This is a genomic window from Paraburkholderia sp. RL17-373-BIF-A (genome assembly GCF_046030175.1).
Taxonomy (GTDB): Bacteria; Pseudomonadota; Gammaproteobacteria; order Burkholderiales; family Burkholderiaceae; genus Paraburkholderia.
In genome coordinates this window covers 155,875-177,776 of the sequence record NZ_JARESO010000006.1, presented here as the reverse complement: position 1 = coordinate 177,776, position 21,902 = coordinate 155,875, and the positions used below count along the sequence as shown (strand labels likewise).

Annotated in this window: 20 protein-coding genes; 6 read left to right on the top strand and 14 right to left on the bottom strand. The window is 62.1% G+C overall.

The window, feature by feature from the left end:
- Positions 1 to 281: 281 nt before the first annotated feature.
- Positions 282 to 2,636: a polysaccharide biosynthesis tyrosine autokinase gene (locus tag P0D80_RS09860; protein WP_408283268.1), complete on the top strand. Its 2,355-nt coding sequence runs from the start codon at positions 282 to 284 to the stop codon at positions 2,634 to 2,636.
- A gap of 102 nt (positions 2,637 to 2,738) precedes the next feature.
- Positions 2,739 to 3,851, top strand: coding sequence for a hypothetical protein (locus P0D80_RS09855; protein WP_408283266.1), 1,113 nt, complete (start codon positions 2,739 to 2,741; stop codon positions 3,849 to 3,851).
- A 96-nt stretch (positions 3,852 to 3,947) separates the two neighbouring features.
- Here the strand turns inward: P0D80_RS09855 and P0D80_RS09850 are convergent, their stop codons facing one another.
- On the bottom strand, positions 3,948 to 5,153 hold the full coding sequence (locus P0D80_RS09850) for a glycosyltransferase (RefSeq protein ID WP_132375915.1): 1,206 nt from the start codon (positions 5,151 to 5,153) through the stop codon (positions 3,948 to 3,950).
- Between the two features lie 328 nt (positions 5,154 to 5,481).
- Between P0D80_RS09850 and P0D80_RS09845 the strand changes: the two genes are divergently transcribed.
- Both P0D80_RS09845 and P0D80_RS09840 read left to right on the top strand, forming a co-directional pair.
- Positions 5,482 to 6,735 carry an oligosaccharide flippase family protein gene (locus P0D80_RS09845; protein WP_408178802.1) on the top strand — a complete coding sequence of 418 codons (1,254 nt, stop codon included), beginning with the start codon at positions 5,482 to 5,484 and terminating at the stop codon, positions 6,733 to 6,735.
- The gene (locus P0D80_RS09840) at positions 6,735 to 7,808 is read left to right on the top strand and encodes a glycosyltransferase (protein WP_408283261.1); all 1,074 of its coding nucleotides are present in this window, start codon (positions 6,735 to 6,737) and stop codon (positions 7,806 to 7,808) included. The genes P0D80_RS09845 and P0D80_RS09840 overlap by 1 nt, the downstream gene beginning before the upstream one ends.
- Positions 7,809 to 7,870: 62 nt before the next feature.
- Here the strand turns inward: P0D80_RS09840 and P0D80_RS09835 are convergent, their stop codons facing one another.
- Positions 7,871 to 8,881, bottom strand: a complete 1,011-nt coding sequence (locus P0D80_RS09835; RefSeq protein WP_408283260.1) for a hypothetical protein — start codon at positions 8,879 to 8,881, stop codon at positions 7,871 to 7,873.
- Positions 8,882 to 9,133: 252 nt separating this feature from the next.
- A complete protein-coding gene (locus P0D80_RS09830) occupies positions 9,134 to 9,736 on the bottom strand; it encodes a hypothetical protein (RefSeq protein WP_408283257.1) in 603 nt (200 codons plus the stop codon).
- Between the two features lie 346 nt (positions 9,737 to 10,082).
- Here P0D80_RS09830 and P0D80_RS09825 point away from each other — a divergent pair, with 346 nt between their 5' ends.
- Positions 10,083 to 10,430: a hypothetical protein gene (locus tag P0D80_RS09825; protein ID WP_408178799.1), complete on the top strand. Its 348-nt coding sequence runs from the start codon at positions 10,083 to 10,085 to the stop codon at positions 10,428 to 10,430.
- Positions 10,431 to 10,435: 5 nt separating this feature from the next.
- Here the strand turns inward: P0D80_RS09825 and P0D80_RS09820 are convergent, their stop codons facing one another.
- The 11 genes from P0D80_RS09820 to P0D80_RS09770 form a co-directional block, all read right to left on the bottom strand.
- Positions 10,436 to 10,819, bottom strand: a complete 384-nt coding sequence (locus P0D80_RS09820; protein WP_408283254.1) for a hypothetical protein — start codon at positions 10,817 to 10,819, stop codon at positions 10,436 to 10,438.
- Between the two features lie 40 nt (positions 10,820 to 10,859).
- A complete protein-coding gene (locus P0D80_RS09815; protein WP_408283252.1) occupies positions 10,860 to 11,570 on the bottom strand; it encodes an RNA polymerase sigma factor in 711 nt (236 codons plus the stop codon).
- Positions 11,571 to 11,609: 39 nt separating this feature from the next.
- Positions 11,610 to 11,987: a cupredoxin domain-containing protein gene (locus P0D80_RS09810; protein ID WP_408283249.1), complete on the bottom strand. Its 378-nt coding sequence runs from the start codon at positions 11,985 to 11,987 to the stop codon at positions 11,610 to 11,612.
- Entirely contained in the window at positions 11,980 to 12,513 is a 534-nt protein-coding gene (locus P0D80_RS09805; protein ID WP_408283246.1) for a DUF4142 domain-containing protein, read from the bottom strand. Before P0D80_RS09805 ends, P0D80_RS09810 begins: the two co-directional genes overlap by 8 nt.
- Positions 12,514 to 12,800: 287 nt before the next feature.
- Positions 12,801 to 14,591 carry a chloride channel protein gene (locus tag P0D80_RS09800; RefSeq protein ID WP_408283243.1) on the bottom strand — a complete coding sequence of 597 codons (1,791 nt, stop codon included), beginning with the start codon at positions 14,589 to 14,591 and terminating at the stop codon, positions 12,801 to 12,803.
- Positions 14,592 to 14,597: 6 nt separating this feature from the next.
- Complete coding sequence (locus tag P0D80_RS09795; protein ID WP_408178793.1) at positions 14,598 to 15,011, bottom strand: MarR family winged helix-turn-helix transcriptional regulator; 414 nt, start codon at positions 15,009 to 15,011, stop codon at positions 14,598 to 14,600.
- Positions 15,012 to 15,100: 89 nt separating this feature from the next.
- Positions 15,101 to 16,267, bottom strand: coding sequence for an HPP family protein (locus P0D80_RS09790; RefSeq protein ID WP_408178792.1), 1,167 nt, complete (start codon positions 16,265 to 16,267; stop codon positions 15,101 to 15,103).
- 130 nt (positions 16,268 to 16,397) lie between these two features.
- Positions 16,398 to 17,858 carry an efflux transporter outer membrane subunit gene (locus tag P0D80_RS09785; protein ID WP_408178791.1) on the bottom strand — a complete coding sequence of 487 codons (1,461 nt, stop codon included), beginning with the start codon at positions 17,856 to 17,858 and terminating at the stop codon, positions 16,398 to 16,400.
- A 12-nt stretch (positions 17,859 to 17,870) separates the two neighbouring features.
- Positions 17,871 to 19,013 carry an ABC transporter permease gene (locus tag P0D80_RS09780; protein ID WP_408178790.1) on the bottom strand — a complete coding sequence of 381 codons (1,143 nt, stop codon included), beginning with the start codon at positions 19,011 to 19,013 and terminating at the stop codon, positions 17,871 to 17,873.
- The gene (locus P0D80_RS09775) at positions 19,010 to 19,954 is read right to left on the bottom strand and encodes an ABC transporter ATP-binding protein (RefSeq protein WP_408283237.1); all 945 of its coding nucleotides are present in this window, start codon (positions 19,952 to 19,954) and stop codon (positions 19,010 to 19,012) included. The genes P0D80_RS09780 and P0D80_RS09775 overlap by 4 nt, the downstream gene beginning before the upstream one ends.
- The gene (locus P0D80_RS09770) at positions 19,951 to 20,925 is read right to left on the bottom strand and encodes an HlyD family secretion protein (protein ID WP_408283234.1); all 975 of its coding nucleotides are present in this window, start codon (positions 20,923 to 20,925) and stop codon (positions 19,951 to 19,953) included. The genes P0D80_RS09775 and P0D80_RS09770 overlap by 4 nt, the downstream gene beginning before the upstream one ends.
- A gap of 271 nt (positions 20,926 to 21,196) precedes the next feature.
- Here P0D80_RS09770 and P0D80_RS09765 point away from each other — a divergent pair, with 271 nt between their 5' ends.
- Positions 21,197 to 21,883 (top strand): TetR/AcrR family transcriptional regulator, encoded by a 687-nt coding sequence (locus P0D80_RS09765; RefSeq protein ID WP_132375902.1) that lies wholly within the window; start codon positions 21,197 to 21,199, stop codon positions 21,881 to 21,883.
- Positions 21,884 to 21,902 lie beyond the last annotated feature (19 nt).

The following is a 21,902-nucleotide window of genomic DNA, read 5'->3' as shown; positions in this document are numbered from 1 at the left end:
TTCTATAAGCCGCGGGCTGTTTCTTTTGGTCCGTCCCTTCTGTGTAGCGCGATTTTTAAGTCGTGTGCGTTACAGCACAGACGATGTCGCTGCGGCGCCGCAATCTGTCAGGCGAGACCGGACCGCTCCACCCCTGCCACCAACGACCCCTTGATCCTCACGCAAGCGTGACGGATCCCCTGATCCAATCTGATGCGCCTGTCGAACTGCGAGGCGCGTTCGGGAAGAGGATTTCCCGGCCAGTGGTTCACTCTGGTTCTAACAAACAAGGAGTTCGTCGTATGAATTCGAGTGTTTCCCGTACTGCGCCGGTTGGGCTACGGAACAACGTCGATGCGTTTTCCGCCGGCGAACTAGCACGCCTGATCGTGGACAACGTGTGGTTGATCGTCGGCATTGTCGCGGTGGTCACGGGACTGGCCGCGCTGTATGCATTCGCAGCAACCCCCGTCTATTCCGCGGATGCGTTGGTCAAAGTTGATTTCCCTCAGCCCAATGCGCTCGGTCAAGCGTCGAAGACGCCGGAGCAGGTCGTTCCGCCCACGTTGCCTACCGAGGCGGAGATTCAGATCATCCAAAGCCGGAGCGTGATTGCGCCGGTGATCAAGAAATTTAAGCAGGACACCTCAATCACGCCGAACCGCATCCCCGTTATCGGAGCGATCACCAGCCAATTTGCCACGCCGGGTGAGCCAATGCCGGCGCCCATCGGTTTGGGCTCCTTTGCATGGGGCGGAGAGGAAGCGTCGGTCGGTTCGCTGACTGTTCCGGCTTGGCTCGAAGACGAATCACTGACGTTGACCGCTCTCGCTGGCGGTCACTACCGTCTCACCGATCCGAAAGGGCGGACCTTGCTCACGGGCGCACCCGGCGTACCCTCCCAGGCCAACGGCGTGGCGCTTACGATGGATCGGCTCGTCGGGCGCCCCGGAACCGAATTCACGCTCGTGCGCTTTAGCGACGTCAAGGCAATCGAACGTTTCCAGCATCAGTTGAAAGTCAGCGAGTCGGGTAAGGACACCGGCGTCGTGCAGATCATCTATGAAAACACCGATCCGGAACTGGCTCGCGCAATTGCCAACGGCATCGCCCAGGGCTATATCGCTTCTCATATAGCGCAGCACCGCACCGAGGCCCTCACGACCCGTGACTTTATCGTTGGAGAACTGCCGAAGCTTCACGCCAACCTGACGCAAGCGGAGGCCGAACTGAGCCAGTACAGAACCGCGTCGAGCTCGATGCAGGCGGGTACCGAAGCCGCGTCCTACCTCCAGGGCAGCATTGAGTTCGACCGTCAGATCGCGATGCTCAAGGTGCAAAAAGCGGCGCTGGAAAGTCACTTTGCAGCAAACTCGCGTGACGTGCAGACCGTCAATAGCCAACTCGAACTTCTGCAGAATGCCAAGAGCGCGTTCGAAGCGCGCTTTGACCAGTTGCCCGCGTCCGAGCGCCGGTCGGCCGACCTCACACGCAACGTCAAGGTCGCCGAAGATATCTATGTTGCTATGGTCAACAAATCCAACGAACTGGCGGTGACGCAGGCTGGGACGCTTGGGAACGTACACATCATCGACACCGCGCTGTTGCCCGTGGACCCTGTGAAACCCAAGCGCCCGCTGGTGATCGGCGTGGGCGCCGCCGGCGGTCTGATCGCGGCGTTCCTGTACGTCTTTGTGCGGCGCCTATGGTCGTCGGCGCTCGAGAACTCGCTGGCGGCCGAGCGCCATCTGAACCTGCCTGTCTTTGGTCACGTGTTGTTCAGTGACGAGCAGGCCCGGCTGGACCGTGCGCAGAGTCTGAACTTGCAGCCGGCGAAGAAAGGCCTTTCGGGGAGAGCACAGCAAACAGGGGCCGAAAGGATAACCGGATCGCCGCCCAGATTGGCCTATAGCGGCTCTGCTCCGCAAGATCCCGTGTTGGCCGGCGGCCGCTTCCTGCTCGCCACCGACGGGTACGATGACATGCCGCTTGAAGCTTTACGGGGCATACGCGCGTCGTTGCAACGGCAGATTCAGGACGCGCCGAATAACGTGCTTGTCGTGACAGGCGCGACGCCCGGCACGGGAAAGAGTTTTATCTCTTCGAATCTGGCCGTCCTCAGCGCGGAGGCCGGAAAACGGGTACTGCTGATCGACGGCGACATGCGCCGCGGCCAATTGGCCGCCATCATGAAGCAGACCGGTGCGGGTGGCCTCGCCGAAGTTCTGGCTGGCCAGGTCGACGTCAATCACGTGATTCGAAACACAGGTGTTCATGGACTTTCGTTTATCGCTGCAGGGCGGTACCCGTCCAATCCGTCCCGGCTGCTCTCGACTCCCCGCATGCAACAACTCCTCGACCGTCTTGGCGAATTGTATGACGTGATCATCGTTGATACACCGCCGGTGCTCGCGGTGAGCGATGCAAACCTGATCGCCTCTCTCGGCGGATCGACGGTGCTCGTAGTACGTCCGAGCGCCCAGAGCGAACGGGAACTCGAGGACACCGCGCAAAGTCTTGATCGCGCCGGCGCGCGTCTGATCGGCATGATATTCAACGCGATGCCGCGACGGCGCAGCGAGAAACGCAGCTACGGCTATGCAGCGGCCTATGCCGCGGCGAGTGCTCCGCCACCGCAACAGCATGGCGCATCGTGATCGCCGCCGGCCGGTCGGCCGCCGGTTGTCGCGCGTTCCTGCATTGAGAAAACAATGTACTCCAGACTAGTATCCGTGCTGTTCTACATGTTTTTTACCTGCGTGATTCTCAATCCGCAGGTGAACGGAATCACCCTTTATTTCTATCTCGTGATCCCGTTCCTCGATCTGGATTTTTCCCGCTTCCTCGCCGGTACGGCGCGTCGCTGGGCCGGCCCATTGCTGATCGCGGTTATGGCAAGCGCGTTGACTTCTCCCTCCGCGGCGGTGCGGGTCCTGTCGATCGGCATCTGCATCGGCTATCTGATGTACACGACAGAGCGCCGCATCAGCTACCTTCATCCGTGGATGGTCATCAATATCCTGTTCGCAACCGTGCAATTCGCGATGTACTACGTCAATCGTGATTTCTCGCTCCTGCTCGGGCCAACCAATCTGTCGAAACTGATTTGGGGCGACTACGCGACGATGACCAACACGAACTTCTACGAGGTGTTCTACTTCACTCGGGTCTCGGGATTTTCGCGCGAAGCGGGGTTTTTCTCGTCGTTGCTGGTGGCGTCTCTTATCCTGCATCTCTTCAGCGATTCACCCAATAAAAAACTCATTGCTCTCTATCTTTTCGGCCTCTTCATCAGCTTCTCGAAGTCGTCGATGGTGCTTTTCCTTTTCGCTGCGCTGTATCCCTTCCGTTACAGATTGCGCTCGCTCCATCCAGTGGTGGTCATGGTTGGCTACTATGCGGTGATTTCAGCGATCTCGGTGTACCTTGCGTCCAACAATTTCTTCGGGTCGGACACCTTTGCCCACCGGTTGGCCGGCTATGCGTTCGTGTTCGATGCGCGGCTGGAGGATCTCGTCAAGGGCATCAGCGCACCCGACATGATGGCGCACTACAAGTACCTTCCCTATATCCGTTTGATCCAGGACGACATGGCGCTCGGTGCGCTGTTTGGTGGTCTTCCCGGCACGATAGCGGAACTGGGGATCTTCAGCGCATTGGTCGTTTTCGCTGTCATTGCATTTACCGCGAGCGACGGCTTCGTCATGATGATATTTCTGTTTATCAGCGCCACCGTCAGCGTCACTACCGTCACCTCTTTTATTCCGCTCGCCTATCTGATTTGCTACTGGCCTCGATTCGCGGCATACAGCGCGTACCGTTTGGAGCCTTCGCGTCAATTCCAGCCACTTCCGCGGTACTTCAAGACATGAGTTCGCCGTGTCAGTGACGAAACCGACGCCACATGTGACGAGGCGTCCATCGCAATGATGGACGCCTCGTGTTTTATTGAAGAACCTGCCGTGCAATCAAGCCATCTGCTGCAGCAAGGTCTGCTTGAATTGCCCGAGCGTATGCCGTGACAGCAGGTCTTCACGCGCGGACGGCGTGGCTTGAGGCGCATGCGGCCACGAGGTCATGGTCTCGGTGATCGCGCGGCCGATCGACGCGGAACTCAGGTCGCTCAGAATCGGCCCCAGCTCGCAACGCCGGCTGAACCAGCCGATCAAACCGTCTTCCGTCGCGATTACGGGCTTGCCGAAACGGTACGCCTGCACCAGCACGCCGCTCATGCCGTAGTGCCCCTTATAGCCGAGCCAGACGGCGTCGCACGCGGAGAACAGATCGCGTTCCATATCGTTGGAAATGAAGGCGTCGAGCACCAGCGGCGCGGGCTTGAGGCTGCGCACATGATTGCGCATGAAATGACGCGTGCCCGCATCCTGCTCGCCGGCAACGATCAGCGTGGGCGCATGCTCGAGACGCGTCAGCGCATGCACCAGTTCGTAGATACCCTTGCGTTCCGTGATCGAGCCGTACACCAGCAGATAGCGCTGCTCGGGATCGAGTCCCAGACGCTCGCGGGCCAGTACGGGGTTTTCCGCGTGTTCATCGGGAAAAGGGTCGGCCACGTAGGCAATGGCCGCGCTGTGCTTCGATGCACTGCGCGCTGACCATTCCGGCAAGGTGGGATCGATCGTCAGCAGCGTGCGCAGGCCGGTGGTCCGAATCGCGCGCTTGAAGAGCAGCGCCTTGATCGCATTGACGACCGGACGATCGGGCGCCTTGATGCCGACCTTGTGATGATGGAACGTCGAGCGCATCGTGATGCCGATCCAAGGCGTCTTGCCGAACGGCGAGCCGAGAAACGGCAGAGAATAGAAGAAATAATCGACATAGGGCACGACCACGAGGCGGATCGACTGCATCCGGCTGATGATCGTGTGCACGCGCTTGAAATAGCGGTGAAAGCGCCAGTATTCGTTGGGATCGCGCATGAGGCCGCGGGGTTGCTCCTCGGGATCGACAAACGCGATCTGCTGGTCCGGGCGGTTCGCGGCGGTGATCTGTCTCGGGAGCCGGTGGTCTTCGTTCGCGCACTCGGTCACGAGCATGCACGGATAGCCGGCTTCAGCGCAGGCCTGCATGGTCCACTCGACATATCGCCAGCGGTGACCGGTGAGATTCGGTTCCACAATCAGGACGTAGTCTTGTTCCATCGCTTCGGTAGCCATTTGCGTTGCAAAAAAAGTACCCGTGCGCCCGTTCCCGCATGGCGCTAGCTGAGCAACGTTAGCACCGCCGGAATCCGTGTAACCACTAATTTGTCCGGCTTTGTGGTTCAGCGTACTAGGGGGTGTCGGCTTAGGCCGAACCGGCCTAGCTGATGGCGGTTGTAGGCGATTCTCTCGCGGTATGGTCGTGCATAGAGTTCGATGAAAAAACCTCGCCAGCTTGCTGGTGCAACCTAACAAATTATGCGCCGGCGGCGTTCGCAGAGCGATGCTTGAAATCGCTCTGCGCGGCCGATTCAACGGCGCTCCGATTCGACGGAGAAATAGCTTGCGGGCGATCAGGCTTCCGGCGTTCTCGGTGGCGGGCAGCTTCGGCGCGAGTGCGGCGACGTGGGTCCTGCTACAGCAGTTCGCCGTGCGTGGACTTGTAGCGATCAAATTTCTTGCGATTGGCCGGATGCTAGGGCCGGCGGCGATCGGCAGCGTGAGCGTGGCTCTGCTCGCGGTGGCGATTGCCGAGGCGCTGTCCGATACCGGCCTCGCGCAAGCGGTCATTCAAGGCGAACATCCGCCGTCGCGCTCGCAGCTCGGCGCGGTGTGGACGACATTGACGGCGCGAGGTGTGCTCATTTCGCTGCTGCTGGTCGCGCTCGCCCCATTGCTGAGCAGCCAGTTCCATCTGGACGGCTCGCTGATCCTGATCCAACTCGCGGCGCTGCTGCCGTTGCTGCGCGGTCTGGCGTCGCCCGCTTATTACGTGGTGCAGCGCGAGCGGCGCTTCCAGCATATCGCCGGTGTGGAGGTGGCGGCGTCATTCGTCGACTGCACGGTGGGGCTCGCGCTCGCGTATTTCGGCGCCGGCGCGTCTTCGGTGCTGATCGGCCTCGTGGCCGGCGAGAGCCTGAAAAGCACGCTGACCTGGGCGACCATGAAACCGCGTCCGCCGATCCGCGCGGTGTGGTCGGGCATCGGCCACTATGTCGGTTTCAGCCGCTGGATCTGGGCCAGCAGCGTGATCAATCTACTGCTCAATCAGTTCGACAAGGTGGTGGTCGGCAAACTGCTCGGGCCGGCGCAACTGGGCAGCTATCAGATGTCGTCGCGGCTCGCGCAGATGCTGCTCGCCGACGCCGCGATCGCCATGTCGCAATACCTCTTTCCGACCTTCGCGGCGCATCATCGCCGTAGTCCGGAGTCGGCGTCGCGCATCATCAAGATCTATCTGCTGGTGATCGCGATCGGGCTCGCGGCTTTCGTCGCGGTGCTGCGGCTGATCGCCGAGCCGCTCTTCTCGCTGATTCTCGGCGCGGCATGGCTGCCGGCAGTGCCGCTCTTCAGGATCCTGGTGATCAATATGGCAATCGGCGCTTTGATCGCAGTGCTCGTGGCCTATCTGCGCGCGGTGGGAGACGCGAAGGCGACCGTGCATGCGTCGGCGATCCAGGTCGTGGTGCTGGTGTTGAGCGCGCCTCCCGCCGTGCATTATTGGGGCGTGACGGGCATTGCCTGGTCCATGACGCTCGGCCTTGGCTGCGCCGCCGCGTGGATGCTCTTCAGGACGTTGACGGCAAGGACACCATGATGCGTGTCTTTCACCTGGTTCTTGCGCCGCGTCTGTCGGGAGCTGAAGTCCTGGCTAAGGACCTCGCGCTCGATCAGTGTGCCGAAGGCATGGCAGTGTGCGTGGCTTCGCTGTTGCCGGCGCATGCCGATTTCGCGCCCTTGCAGAACGACCTCGAAAGCCACGGCGTGCAGTGCTTCTTTCCAGAGCGGCGGCATCGTGCGTTCATCAAGTTGTGCCATCTGTTCGGCGCCGTGCGGCGTTTTCATCCGGATGTGATCTTTGCGCACGCGACCATTCCGTCGTTTTACGCGCGCGCATTGCCGTTGCGCGTGCCGGTGGTCTACGTCATGCATTCGGCGACCAACGACTTCGAGCGCCCGCTGTTCAGACGCGTCGAACATGTCCTGTCGGGACGCGCCCGGATGGTGATCGGCGTGTCGGAGCAGGGGGTGACGGACTATGTGCAGGCCATCGGGCCACATCCGTCGATGACCGTCGTGCCGAACGGCGTGGACATCGCGCGCTTCGCGTTCACCGACGGCGTGGAGCGCGACGGCCACACGCCGCAGGTGGTGCAGATCGGCCGATACGCGGCGGTCAAAAATCAACTGCTGACGGTGCGGGCTTTCAACGAAGTCCTCAAGCACGAGAAAGACGCACGGCTCGTGTTGTACGGCGTGATCGAAGACCCCGACTATCACCGCGCGGTCGTCGCGTTGGCGAAGACGCTGGGCATCGCGGAGCGCGTCGCGGTGGCAGGTCCGCGCACGGATGTCGCGACCGTGCTGTCGGAGTCGAACGTGTTCGTCATGCCGTCGCAATCCGAGGCGCACAGTGTGGCTTTTCTCGAAGCGCTGGCTTCCGGCGTGCCGATCGTGGCGAGCAAGATTCCGGCCTTCGCGTTCGCGAGCGGATTTCCCGGCGTCCAATTGGTCGATACCGGCAATGTGCAGTGCTATGCCGAGGCGGTGATCGTTGCGCTAGGGCAGGCGCGGGCGGAACGCTCGCTGGCCGGCTTGACGCTCAGGGATACCGCTGACCGCTATCGCGCGATCGCGCGTCAGGTGAGTCTGGCCGTGCCGGCCCGCTAGGGCGCAGCGCGCACCTGTTCCTGTTCCATTCCTGAATGGCCTGATCGAAGCGGCTTCTTGCGTCAATGATGGATGGCCACGTCGCGTGTGTCGGGCGGCGGCTCGGGTGCGGGTTCCGCGGGCGGCGGCATCTGCAGTTCGGTTTCGCGCTGTGCAAGCGTCACGAGACGCTGTGCTTCCTTGCTGCTCGAATCGATCTGCAGTGCCGTGCCGGCATTGTGCGAGACGCACGTCCATCGAGCGATATATCCGCAGCCTCGCGCAAGGCTCAGTAGCGCGTCGCGCTGCTGTTCGCGTTGGCTCACTGTCGAGCGCATGTTCAACGCGTCGCGATTATCCGGCTGCGCGGCGATCGCTGCTGCGAGGCGCCCTCGGGTCGCCGAAAGATTGTTCTGCTGCAGATTGGCACGGGCAGCTCTGAGATGCCGCGACACATCCGCGCGCGGTTGATCCGGCGGGTTGCCTGACTGGCCGCCCGGATTTCGCTTCGTCTCGGGTCCAACGGATGCGACTCGGCGCGAAAGCGGTGGCGTGGCGGCCGGTGGCAGAACCGGCGGCGAACGCACGGGCACGGACCGCGCGGCGGCGACGGTGGCCGCGGGCTTTGGTGCGACGACAGGGGGCGCGGCCGCGGGCTTCTGCGCGATGACGGTGGCGGGCTTCTGGGTGGCGATGGTGGCGGGTTTCTGGGTGGCGACGGCTGCAGGCTTCTGGGCGACGATGGTCGCGGGTTTCGGCGGGGTGGCAGGCGCGGACCGCTGCGCGACAGCGGCCGTGGGTTTCTGCGGAATGACGACGAGCGGCGGGACGTTTTGCGTGCGCACCTTGCCGGAAACCGCGATAGGCGTGCCGACATCCGAATCGTTGCTATGGATGAACCCCAGATACACCGCGGACGTCACCACCAGCACCGATGCGCCCAGCACGAGGGGCTGGCGCAGTCGCTGATAGGCGGACACGGCGACCACGGGCTCCTCGATGAACTCGTAGGGATTGACCAGCGCGCGCGAGGACGGATTCCAGATCCTGCGTGTCGGCAGACGGCTGTCGACGAGCGGCTGTGGATCGTCCAATCGATCCTTCAGCGGGACTTTGAGCGAGGGAGGCGGCGCCGAACGCGCGCCGAACGAATCGACCGGCCGCCGATGGCACGAAGGACAGGGCGTGAAGCGACCGGCTAGCGGGACACCGCAGTGCCCGCATCGGAGGGGATCGTGCTGATCGGAAGTAAAGTCGCTAAGCATCGCCGTGTCGCAAAGGGGCGTCGAATGCCGGCGCCACAATCAGAAAAAAACAAGGCACCGTAACGAGGCTTGCAAGCAGGGTTACTGTGCGACGACGTAACCCCGCGCTTGCATGCACGCGCCATACGCGGCCCAATACTGTGTCATTGGCGGCTCGGGCGCCGGCAGAGGTGGCAGCTTCACACTGGATGCCGCAGCCATCTGCGCCTCGCTCGCAGCCGCCGTTTCCGAGGCGCTGTTGCCCGCGCTCGTCGCCGATGCCGCCGTGGCGGCCGTGGTCGTGGTGCCCGCCGAAGTCGCGCTCGCCGCCGTAGGCGCCGAGGCGCCCTTCGTCGCCGTCGCCGTCGCCGCCGTAGTCTCTGCGGGCGCGCTCGCGCCCGGCGCGGCGGCGGCCGGCATGCTCGCGCCGATCGGCGCGGACGAGAAGGTGCTGGGCGGCAATGGCGGCCGCGACGGCACGCCGGTCGACGACGTCTTGGTGGCAGCCGGCTTGCGCGGTGGAATCTGCGGCTCGCGGACGATGTTGACCTTGGTCTGCTTGTTCGCCGTCGCGTAACACATTGCGGTATCGATGCTGCGCTGATAAGGGCTTTGACTTCGAATTGGATAGGTGAGTGGCTGCCATGCGAAAGCAGCACTGCTTAACACCAATAGCGTCAGTCCGGTATATGTTTTGATTTGCATCGCAGTCGCTCCCGCAGCGATGTTTCGCCTCTCGTAGGCATTCGCGCTTCGCGGTATGTTCTATGGCTGCTGTTCTGCCGCTGAACGGCGGCTCACTGCCGCGAAGGCTGCTTTCTTGAGCGTAACACCGTGTATTGTCAACGCAATACACTGGCATAGCGCGCGAAACCGCCATCCTGCAGTCGAATCAAGACAGATCGGCGTGAAATGGCGGAAAACGTAGGGAGTATCCCTGGGCGATGCGGCCGTGCGGGGCTGATTGGACGGATGCGCCGTCGTGGACGATAAGGAGTCGGACATGAGGAAATGGCAGTACTGCTATCGAATGCTATTGCCGGTGGCATCCGTGTTGTTGCTGTCGGTGGCATGGCCACTGCCGGGCGTGGCGAACGAGGAAACCGCGAACGCCAATGCGCAAGCCGCGGGTGAGCGGGCTCACTTCGCCCAGGAATTCTGCGGGACCTCGCCCGAACGTATTGGCGCGTACAAGGAGCGCCTGCGCAAGGTGCTGCATGATGCCAGCAACTTCGACCTGCAATGGCAGACCGGATGGCGCCGCGGCGAGAAGGAAGGCATTCAGATGAACGCCATGCGGTTGCACGATCCGGCGGAATTCAAATCGAGAGTCAAGGCTGACTGCGAGCGGCTCAGGTGGATGGCGCAGAACGCCCTGCGGGCCCGTCCGCAGAAGTGAGGCGGTTATTTGCCCGCGCCGGTCTCTTCGACGCAACTCAGCACGAGTGTGCTGCCCGGCTCTGCTTGAGCGCTGAGCGCGGCGGTATGGAATTCGGTGCCGGTGCAAAACCATTCGGCGCGGAAGTCCGTGCGGCAGCGCTCGGATGGAGTGCCTGTGGGTGCCTTGTGCAGCACGTACCGGCAGGTCTGCAGACCGTTGCACTGGCGGGCGAGGTCTGCAGTCGCGTTGCCTCGTGACGCGCCGCAGTTCTTGCCATAGGTTCCCGACACGACTTTGATCTCGCGCGCCTCGGCGCTCGAGCTTGCCGCCGCGGCGAGCAGGGCCAGGATCGCCCAGACACTGCGAATGGCGTCGGCGAAAACGGCCGATTTGTATCGACGGCGCATAGGCGACTCTCTCCATCTGCCAACAGCGTGCAAACAAATCTCAACCACAAGTGAACGGCTGACCATCCTCATCGGCTAGCCGGTTTAGTACGTTGGCGACCACCCGGTCGCAATGCGCACCACCGAATTCGAAGACGTCGCGCTCGGCGAGATCGATCTCGTGCGCCAATGATTCGCGCAGCAGGCTCTTGGCGCGGAAGTGCCGGCTGCGCACCGTCGCTTCCGGGATGTCGAGACATTGCGCTGTCTCCTCGACGCTCATTTCCTCGACTGAACGCAGCACGAACACAACGCGAAAGGCTTCCGGCAATTCGTCCAGCTTGCGCTCGAGCAATGTCCGCAACTCGGCGCGCGCGGCCGCCTTTTCTGGGGAATCGGAATCTTGCGCGATCATGGCATCGATATCGACGTGAGTGTTGGCGTCCACCATCGGAATCACGTTCTGACGGCGAGCTTCCCGGCGCAGGCGTCCATAGCATTCATTGAGCACCAGACGGGACAGCCAGGTGAGAAGGGTGGCATCGCCACGAAACCGGGCGATCGATCTGTAGGCCGATAGATACGCCGCCTGCAGCGCGTCTTCGGCTTCCGCCGCGTCACGCAGCGTGGCGCGCGCGAGACGATACAAGCGCCGGTTGTGCCGGCGCATCAGCAGTTCGAACGCCGATCGATCTCCCGCGACGATGCGGCGGACTGTTTCACGTTCGTCGTCCGCGGCAAAGCTTGAACGTGCTTCAGCGATGTTCGTCATGACTGCCTCGCCAGGTTGCCTCCACGCATTGTGCATCCGTTATTGCACGATCACTGTGCCACGCATCGTGGCGTGGAGGGTGCACCGATACGGATAGCTGCCGGTCTCCCGTGCCACATAGGTCCACGATGCATTCGGCGCGATTTCGCGTGAATCGAACGCTTTCGACATGGCGCTCGCCGTGTGGGGAAACAGATCCTTATTGACCCACATCACACGATCCCCGCGGTGCACGATGAGCACCGGAGGATCGAAACGCATCTGCTCGATCACGATCAGATAGGTTTTCGCCACAGCGTTGGAAACGCCGGCCAGTGACGTCACGACGATCGCAAGGAGCGCGCAGGCGCGAACGAAACCACTCGTACGTCTCTTGCTCCGGCGCTTCCCGGCCGCGCGAACTGTCGGATTACCCACCGCTCTTGCCCAGCGCAGCCTGCAAATGCCTCGCGTGCTTGAGATGCGCGACAAAGGCTGGGCGCACCTTGACGAGCAGCGCCTTCAATTCCGCGTTCTGCGCGTCCGGAATCAACGTCTTGTCGAGCGCGTCGAGAACGTTCTCGTGATAGGTGACCTCGTGATCGATATACGCCCGGTCGAATGGCGCGCCCTTGAGCGACTTTAGATTGGCGAGGTTTGCATCGCCGCCTTGCTTGAGACTCTGGCTCGTCGGATTGTCTTCCGGCGTCACGCCCAGTTTGTGCACAAGGTCGGCGGCGGCCTTGTTGACGCCGCTGTGATCGGTGACCATGCGTTGCGCGAACGCTTTGACATCTTTCGACTTCGTTTTCGATTCCGCGAGCTTGCCCGCGTCGATATCCACCTGATTGGCCGTCACGACGATGGCTGCGATCTGCGCATCGGTGGGACCGGCGTTCTGCGCCCAGCATGGAAGGCCGGTCAACGTGAGTGCGCTGAGCAGTGCTGCGCTGATCATCTTCATCTTGCGTCTCCTGAATAATGATGGCGAGTCCGGGTCGGTCCGCACGCGATCGGCGGCTGATTCGATCGTCAATATGGTGTTGGATGTCACGTGTGCGAGCCCCGTTCCCAGTTGTGGCTTGCGACGCGCGTGTCTTTGGAACGCTTGCGAATAGCGATGAAACGCGCGACGTGGCTTCGCGGCGTCGGGACGATGTCGTGCGGGAGACAGTGCTGTGAAACAGCGGGGAAAAGGAGGCAAGCGTGCCCCCGAAGGGGCACGGAAGAATCGCTGACAGCTCTGGCGGTTTACGGAACCGGTGGGAAGTGCCGCTTGCCGGTGTCCATTCGCAAGCGCCGGAACCGCTCTTTCTTGTGCTCTTCGTCGAAGTGCGCGAGAGACGGCTTGATCAGATCGCTGCGCGACACGATGCCGATCAGTTGCAACGTTGCGGAATCCGCAACCACCGGCAACCGTTCGAGACCATGCACCGCAAGCCGCGTTGCGACGAGCCGGCAGGTTTCACCGGGTAATGCAAAAGCGGGCGAACGCTGGCGCAATACGTCGGCGAGTCGCGAGTCGAGCGCAATTTTTGCGTCGCCATCGCGGATTTTCTCCAGCACCGCGCGATCGACGACGCCCACCAGCGCGCCCTGACGCACCACCGGATAGGCGCGATGTGTCTGCGTCGCGCCGAAGTACGTTGCCAGCGCTTCAGCCACGGACATGTCGGCATCGATTGTCTTGACCGTGCGCGACATCACCTCGTCGACATGGTGGCGCTCGAGTGGATCGACACCGTATTCCCGGTAAATGTGATAACCACGCCGGGCAATTTTCTCTGTCATGATGGAACGCTTCATGACGACTGTTGCGAACCCGTGCGCGATCAGCGTCGCGGCGAGCAGCGGCAGCAGTGCGTTACTGTCGTGCGTCAGGCCGAATGCGAACACGATGGCGGCCAACGGCGCGCCCAAAGTCGCGCCGAGCGTGGCCGCCATGCAGACGAGCGGCCACAGGGCGGGTTCGCCGCCCGGCAGCACATGGCCGAGCAAGACGCCGAGTCCCGCGCCCAGCATGAGCAATGGAGCAAGGACGCCGCCCGAAGTACCCGAGCCCAGCGCCACGACCCAGATGACGGCCTTCACGATGAGAATCGCCAGCGCGATCTGGATTGCAATGTGCTGATGCAACAGGTCGCCGATCACGTCGTAGCCGACGCCCAGCGCACGCGGTTCGAGAAAGCCGCCGATGCCGACGACGAGCCCGCCGAGCGCGGGCCACCACATCCAGTGGATGGGCAGCTTGCCGAACAGGTCCTCGACTTTATAAAGCGCGGCCGACAAACCCGAGGCGAGCGCACCGGAGAGCAGACCCGCGATGACGCAGGACAGCAGCGACAGCGCGCCGGGCGGCGCGGTTTCGAGCGGAAACAGCGGCCCGGTGCCGAAGAATCCCGCGCGCGCAAATCCCGCGACGGCACACGCGAGGGCGACCGGCAGAAAACTGCGCGGGCGCCATTCGAACAGCAGCAGTTCGACCGCCAGCAGCACGGCCGCCACCGGCGTGCCGAAGACCGCTGTCATGCCCGCCGCCGCGCCGGCTACCAGCAGCGTCTTGCGTTCCGCGGACGTGACCTTCACGCACTGCGCGATCAGCGAGCCCAGTGCGCCGCCTGTCATGATGATCGGGCCTTCCGCCCCGAACGGGCCGCCGCTGCCGATCACGATGCCGGAAGACAGCGGCTTGAGAATCGCCACCTTCGGCGACATGCGGCTCTTGCCGAACAGGATGGCCTCGATCGCTTCGGGAATGCCATGCCCGCGAATCTTCTCCGAGCCGTAACGCGCCATTAGACCGACGATCAGACCGCCGATCACAGGGATGACCACCACCCAGACACCCAACGTGTTGACGGCGGGTGAGCGGTCCGCAAACGAAAATTGCTGAAAGAAAAACAGATTGGTGAATAGATGAATCAGGCTCAACAGCACGAACGCCGCGAGCGTGCTGAGAGCGCCGATCCCCGCGGCGAGCGCGGAAATGCCAGGAAGCCGCGCATTGATGGAAAAATCGCGCTTATGGGTATCGAGACTCATGGCGACTCAAATATCGATCTGGGGGACATTAAACGCGCCTTTGAGCGACTTCAGCTCGGTACGGTGCATCTCGGCGAGACGGGCGAGCACCTGCTCGCCCGCCTTCAACAGATGAACCTCGACCTGGCGGCGGTCCGTCTCACTGACCTTCCTGCGGACCAGATCGAGCGCCTCGCAGCGGGACACGAGCGCGACTACGCCGTGATGCTGCGCCTGCAGCCGTTCCGCAAGCTCGCCGACGGTCGCCCAGTCGCGCTCCGGATAACCCTTGATATGCAGGAGCAGCAGATACTGCAACGGCGTGATGCCTTCGCCCTGGGCGGCCTGTTCAGAAAAACGCTCGAAGCGCCGCATCTGGTAGCGAAACTCGGACAGTTGCTCGAAGTTCGCCTTGGTCAAGCCGCGCGTGAGTGTTTTCATCGTAGTGCCGTGGAGAAAGAAGTGAAACACGAATTATATCATGACGTGATATGTATGTCCGTGTTCGACCTCGGTGTGTATGACGGTGGCTATGCCGTGGTTCGCTGCTTGGCGTAAGCCTGGCGATACAGTCCCGCGATGAGATCGGCCTGCGTGATCATTCCGGCAAGCCGCTGTCTCGAGTCCAGAACCGGGATATGGTGATGCCCATAGTTCGCGAACACGGGCACCAGTTCGACGATGGGCGTCGTTGCGTCGACGGTACGGACGTCGACATTCATCAGGGCGCCGACCAGCGGCGCCGGCGTGACGCTGCGCCTGAACCAGCGCTGCATGGGAGACGACAGGCCGGGCGCTTTGCCGAACGCGCGCTTGTCGACGAGGTCGGCGCGGGTCACGATGCCGATCACGTGCTGCTTTTCGTCAGTGACCGGAAGTGCCTTGATCTGGCGCTGCTTCAGCAGACTCCATGCGGCGGAAGCTCGCGTGGTGGCCGATACGGCGACAAGCGACCGCGACATGATGTCCGCGCAGGTCAATTCATTGAACGTGCGGGCGTAGGCCTGCAACTGAACATCGCGCAACAGGGATTCCAGATCGTCCGTGTCGATATCGAGCAATTCGCCGCGCCGGTTCAACACTGCTTCGAGGTCCGCGCGCGTGAAACCTTCATTCGACGCCGAAGCCGATGCGCCCGCGCCTTTGACCGAACTCGCCTGGGCGACGTGCGGGTATCGATGCCCGGTAGCAGCGTGATAGATGATGGCACCGCACAGCAGCGTCACCGACTGGATCGCAATCGGTTCGGCCACGAAGCGGTAGCCCAACGCGTGCACCGCCGGACCGCCGAGGACCGCGGTCAGCGCGACCGCGCCCGACGGCGGGTGAACGCAGCGCAGCGCAAACATCGCACAGATCGCCAGCGCGACGGCCAAGGCAGCCGCGCCCACTGGATCGGCGATCCAGCTTGCGCAGGCCACGCCGACTGTCGCGGAGACGATATTGCCGCCGATAATCGACCACGGTTGCGCAAGCGGACTGGCGGGAACCGCGAACAGCAGCACGGCCGAAGCGCCCATTGGCGCGACGAGAAGCGGAATGTTCGCCGCCGGTCCGAGAAGGACGTGCATGGTCCCGCCGGTGAACGCAATCCCGAGCAATGCGCCGAGACCCGATCTCAGGCGCTCCGGCCACCGGACGGCAATGGGGTGGGGGGCGAAGCTGGCGAGCCAGCGGATGAGAGCGTAGCGGGACAAGTGTCGAATAGGAATTTGAGAGGGCGATATCACATGGGGCGAGGCCACACTCCGGATTCCGCCGTGGGCCTTCGATCCGATTATATATCACTCCATGATATATGTGGTCACGCAAAGCGGCCTCTCGCCCTTACGGCGTGCTTCCTAACGTCAAGTCGGACTCGCTGCTACCCAGCGACTGAAACAGCGCAGCCGTGTCGCCCAACCGGGCAGCCTGCGCATGCGTCTGGTCGAGAGCGGTCTGCAGCGCTTGACGTTGCGTGTCGAGCAGGCTGAACTGGCTGACGCCACCCGCTGAATACTGCGCGCGCGCAATCTCGAGGTTCGCTCGAGCCTGTCGCGCGGCGTCGTCGCGTGCATGCAACTCGTGCGCATCGTTATGTAATGCCGTCAGCGCATCTGCGACCTGTTGCAGCGCCTGAAGTACCGTTTGCTGATAGCTCGCAAACGCAGCATCGTAGGCGGCCTGGGCGGCACGTTTCTTCGCATGCAGTTCGCCGCCGTGAAAAATCGGCTGCGTCAGATTCAGGCCGATATTCCAGATGTTCAGGCCATTCACAATGTCCTGAATACTCGTGCGTTCAGAGCCGATTCCCGCCGATAGCGAAAACTGCGGATACAGATTCGCCGTTGCAACGCCCACGTTTGCGCTGGCCTGGTGCAATAGCGCTTCAGAGGCGCGGATGTCAGGACGTTGCCGTGCAAGTGTCGATGGCAGCGTGACGGGTATCTCAACCGGAAGATGAAGCGAGTCCAGCGTGAGTTGATCAAAATCTGCTTTAGACGGCACATCGCCCACCAGGATCGCAAGCTGGTGATCCGCCTGCGCGAGCTGCGTAGCGAGTGGCGGCAGCGACGCACGCGTCTGCGCGAGCAACGTGCGCTGGCTGTTCACGTCGAGCTGCGACACACCACCGGCGGCAAAGCGTGCCTCCATGATGCCGAGTTGCTGCGCCTGTGCATCTGCAAGACGCTGCGTCAGCAAGACCTGTTGCTGCAGCGAAGCGCGCTGCACGGCCGTCGACACGACATTGCCCGCAATGGACAAGCGCGCTGCATCCAGTTGGAACGCCTCATAGTCGACCTGCGCCAACGTGGCTTCGAGCGCCCGGCGATTGCCGCCGAAAACGTCGAATGTGTAGGACACCATCACCGACGCATTGAATAGCGAAAACGGCCCGGGGTTCTCGACATTCGGAATGCCGAAAGCCGCGAGATCGACTTGTTGACGCGTTGCCGAAATCTTCGCGTCGACGCTCGGAAACCGTGTCGCACCCGACTGGGCGTTGTAGTTTTCGCGCGCCTCGATCAGCTTTGCGCGGGCTTGCGCCAAGGTAGGGCTTTGATTGAGCGCCTGCTCGACGAGGCGGTCGAGCTGCGCCGAGTGAAACTGGCGCCACCACATCGGTAGCGGCGTGTCCGCCGTCGTGAAGGTTTGCGAGGAACCCTCTGTGCCGCCGGCCGATACCGTACGAGATGACTCGGCCTTGTGCGTGTAGGTTTGCGTGTCCGGCGCAGCGGGCGCGTGAAAGTCCGGTCCCACTGCGCAGCCGCATAGCACGAGTGAACACAGGAAAACGAGTTGCTTCATGATCGTGTCCCCCTAGTCGAGCGTGCGCCGGTAGAAGCGCAATGCAATGGCCATGACGATTGCCGTGAAGAGCGCCATTGGCCACACCGATGGCCACAGGTCGGCCCAGCCATTGCCCTTGAGCAAAATTCCGCGAATCAGCCGGTTGAAATAGGTCAGCGGCAAGAGGTTGCCGATAAACCGCGCCCATGCCGGCATGCCCGCGAACGGGAACATGAAGCCCGAAAGCAGGATGTTGGGCAAGAAGTAGAAGACGGTGAGTTGCATCGCCTGCAACTGGTTTTGTGCGAGCGAAGAAAGCGTGATGCCCACCGTCAGATTCGCCGCGATGAAAAGCAGCGCCGAGAGATAGATGGCCAGCGCGCTGCCGACAAACGGAACGTGGAAAACGTAGCGCGTCGCGGCAAGAATGATCGACGCCTGAATGAGCCCGATGACGACATAGGGCACGATCTTGCCGGTCATCACTTCGATTGGCAGAACAGGAGTGGCGAGCAGGTTTTCCATCGTGCCGCGCTCGCGTTCGCGAGTCACGGCGAGGCCGGTCATCATGACGAGCGTCATAGTCAGGATCACGCCCATCAGTCCGGGCACGACGTTGTATTGCGTCACGCCTTCGGGGTTGTAGAGATTGTGAACCTGCACGTCGAATGCGTTTTGCGTGCCGTTCAGGTGTGCGAGCGGACCCGTCAGATCTTTGTTCGCGACCGGCTGGACGAGTTTCGGCAGCGCGCTGACGGCGGTATTCGTTGCGGTGGGATCGGTCGCGTCGGCTTCGACCAGTAGTGACGGATGCTCGCCACGCAGCAGTTTGCGCGAGAAATCCACCGGCACGTTGAGCACGAATTGGACCTTGCCCTGAGCGAGCGCGCGGCGTCCGGCCTCCTCGTCAGGCAAGATTTCGACGATGTCGAAATAAGCGGAGTTCGTCATCGCCGCAACGAAGCTGCGGGAAAACTCGCTCTGGTCGTGGATGATGACGGCTGTCGGCAGATGCTTCGGGTCGGTATTGATCGCGAAGCCGAACAGTGCCAGCTGGATGATCGGTAACCCGACGATCATGCCGAACGTGACGCGATCGCGCCTCAGCTGAAGAAACTCCTTGAGAACGATGCTCCACCAGCGCGTCAAAGAGAAGACGGTGCGATTCCTCATGACGGCGCTCCGAAGTTGTCTTTCGAATGGCTCATCAGATAGATGAACACATCCTCGAGCCCCGCGCTGATCGGTTCGATGCGCAGCGAGGTTCCGACCACCGCTTGCCGCACCGCGGCTTCGAGCGCTTCATGATCGCGCCCGCTGACGTGCAGCGCGGAACCGAACACGACGGTCTGGTCGACGCCGGGCGTCGTGCGAAGCTGCTCGGATAGTTTGCTCAGGTGTTCGCCATGGATCGACCACGTCGAAAGGCCTTGTGATTCGATCACTTCGCTCGCGGTGCCGCGCGCGAGCATCTTCCCGTAAGCGATATAAGCGAGCTTGTGACAGCGCTCGGCTTCATCCATGTAGTGGGTACTGACGAGCACTGATATGCCGGTGGCGGCGAGGCGGTGCAGCTCTTCCCAGAAGTCGCGCCGTGCGGTGGGATCCACGCCGGCGGTGGGCTCGTCGAGCAGCAGCAGTTTCGGCTCGTGCAACATGCAGGCGGCCAGCGCGAGCCGCTGCTTCCACCCGCCCGACAGCGAACCGGTCAACTGGTTCGCGCGCGTTTGCAGGCCGAGCGATTCCAGCGAGCGATCCACCGCCTCGCGCCGGTTGCGCATCTGGTAGATGCGCGCGACAAAGTCGAGATTCTCGCGGATGGTCAGGTCTTCCCAATAGGAAAAGCGCTGAGTCATGTACCCGACGTTGCGTTTTATCTGCTCGCTCTCGCGCACGATGTCGTAGCCGAGGCAGGTGCCGCTGCCCGAATCCGGCGTAAGCAATCCACACATGAGACGGATGGACGTCGTCTTGCCGCTGCCGTTTGGCCCGAGAAAGCCGAAGATTTCGCCGCGGCCGACCTGCAACGAGACGTTGTTGACAACGTGCTTGTTGCCGAAGCGCTTGTTCAGGTCATGCACGTCGATCACGTACTGTCGGGTGTCGTCGTTCATTGCAGCACCACCGAGACAGGTTGGCCCGGATGAAGCTTCGTCGCGTCCACAATCGACGGGTGGGCTTCGACCATGAACACGAGTTTGGCGCGGCTTTCGTTGCTATAGATGACGGGCGGCGTGTATTCAGCCTGATTCGACACGTAAGTGATCTTCGCTGGCACGTCAGCCGCGCAGCCGTCGCAATGCAGCGTCACGCCGCGATTGAGTGCTAGTTGCCCGACGATCGTCTCCGGAACGAAGAAACGCACCTTGACGTTCTGCGGCGGCAGCATCTGGACGATCGGACTGCCGGCGGACACCCATTCACCCTGGCGATAGAGCGTGTCATAGACAAGGCCTTCTGATGGCGCGCTGACGCGTTTCTGATCGAGCTTCCATTGCGCCTGCGCAACCACGGCATCGGCAGCGGCTACTTGCGCCTCCTGTTCGACGATCTGTTGTGAACGGGCCGGCAGGCGAGCCACGTCGACCTGATGGGTGAGCTCCCGAACTTGTGCGGCGGTGGAGTCGGCATTCGCGCGCGAATCGTCGAGTTGAGCTTTTGCGATGCCGCCCGCGCGGTATTGGGCTTCGTCCCGCGTCAGTTGCAGCGCGGCCTTGCGGGCGTTGGCTACGGCCTCGGCCAGTTGCGCACGGTTGACGTCGACTTCGGGCACGCGCTTGCCGGTCCGGATGTCGGCGAGTTGAGCGCGGGCCGCCGCGAGTTGCTGCTGCGCCTGGACGAGCGCGTGGGTTTCATCGTCGGCTTCAAGGGAAAATAGCGAGGCGTTCGACTTGACCGTTTGTCCGCGAGAGACCGACAACGCCGTGAGCTTGCCGGCTTGCGAGGAGCCGAGGTAGACGAATTCACCTTCGACGTAGCCTTGGTAAGTCGCCGTTTCGTGACGCGAGCAGGCCGATAGCAGGGCGACGAGCAGCACGGAAAGTGCGGCGCCGGCAAATCGTTGCGCTCGCGTGGGGTTAGACAAAACGCCCACCGAGAGATGTTTATTTAGTAAGTCATCCATAATTAAAACCCTGTGGTGGCCCGATCGGGACACTGGGCGAATCGACTCAACACGACGGAACGCGCGCGATGAGTTCAATCTGCAGTCTCCGCGAGGGCGATCCGGCTGCCTTGGTGACTGAGCATTTCATGCCGGCGCGTCCGTTCGCGGACCGGACGCAGATCAAGTAGAATGGATACTATGCGAATTTGAATTCAAATTCAAACTATTTCTGGAATGTAAGTCTTCGACCATGCCGACCACCCCGAAAAAGACAGCCGCGACCCAGCCTAGACGGGCCTCGCGCCCTGACGGCGCGGCGACCCGTCAGCACCTGCTCGAGACTGCAGGCCGGGTGTTCGCCGAACGTGGTTTCGCGGATGCCACCAGCAAGGAAATTTGCGAACGCGCGGGCACACCGATGGCGTCGGTGAACTATCACTTTGGAAGCAGGGAAGCGCTTTACGAAGCAGCGCTGGTCGAGGCGCACCGGCAAGTCGTGGGTCTTGACGAGCTGGCCGCGCTTGCTGCGGGCCTCGACGATCCCAAGGATCAGTTGCGCGCGGTCCTTTCGCGTTTCGTCGGTCTTTCAACGAACGCGGGCACGCCTTGGGGCTTTATGCTGATGCTGCGCGAAGTGCTGTCACCGTCGAAAGCCATCCCGGCGCTCATCGAGAAAGCGGTGCGTCCGAAGGCCGCATTCCTGCTCAAGGTGATCGGCGGCGTGTTGGGGCTGGACCCGACCACGCCCGTGGTTCAGCGGGCTTTGATGTTTTCAGTGTTGCCCTGCATCGCCATGATGATCGCGCCAAAGCAGATGCAGTCCGCTCTATTGCCCGCTATCGCCAGGGACAAGGATGCGCTTGCAGAGGATTTTGTGCGATTCGTGCTGGCGGGTCTCGATGCGATCGCACTCGCTCATCGTTCGGAAGCCAAGTGAACCACGACTATATTTCGAC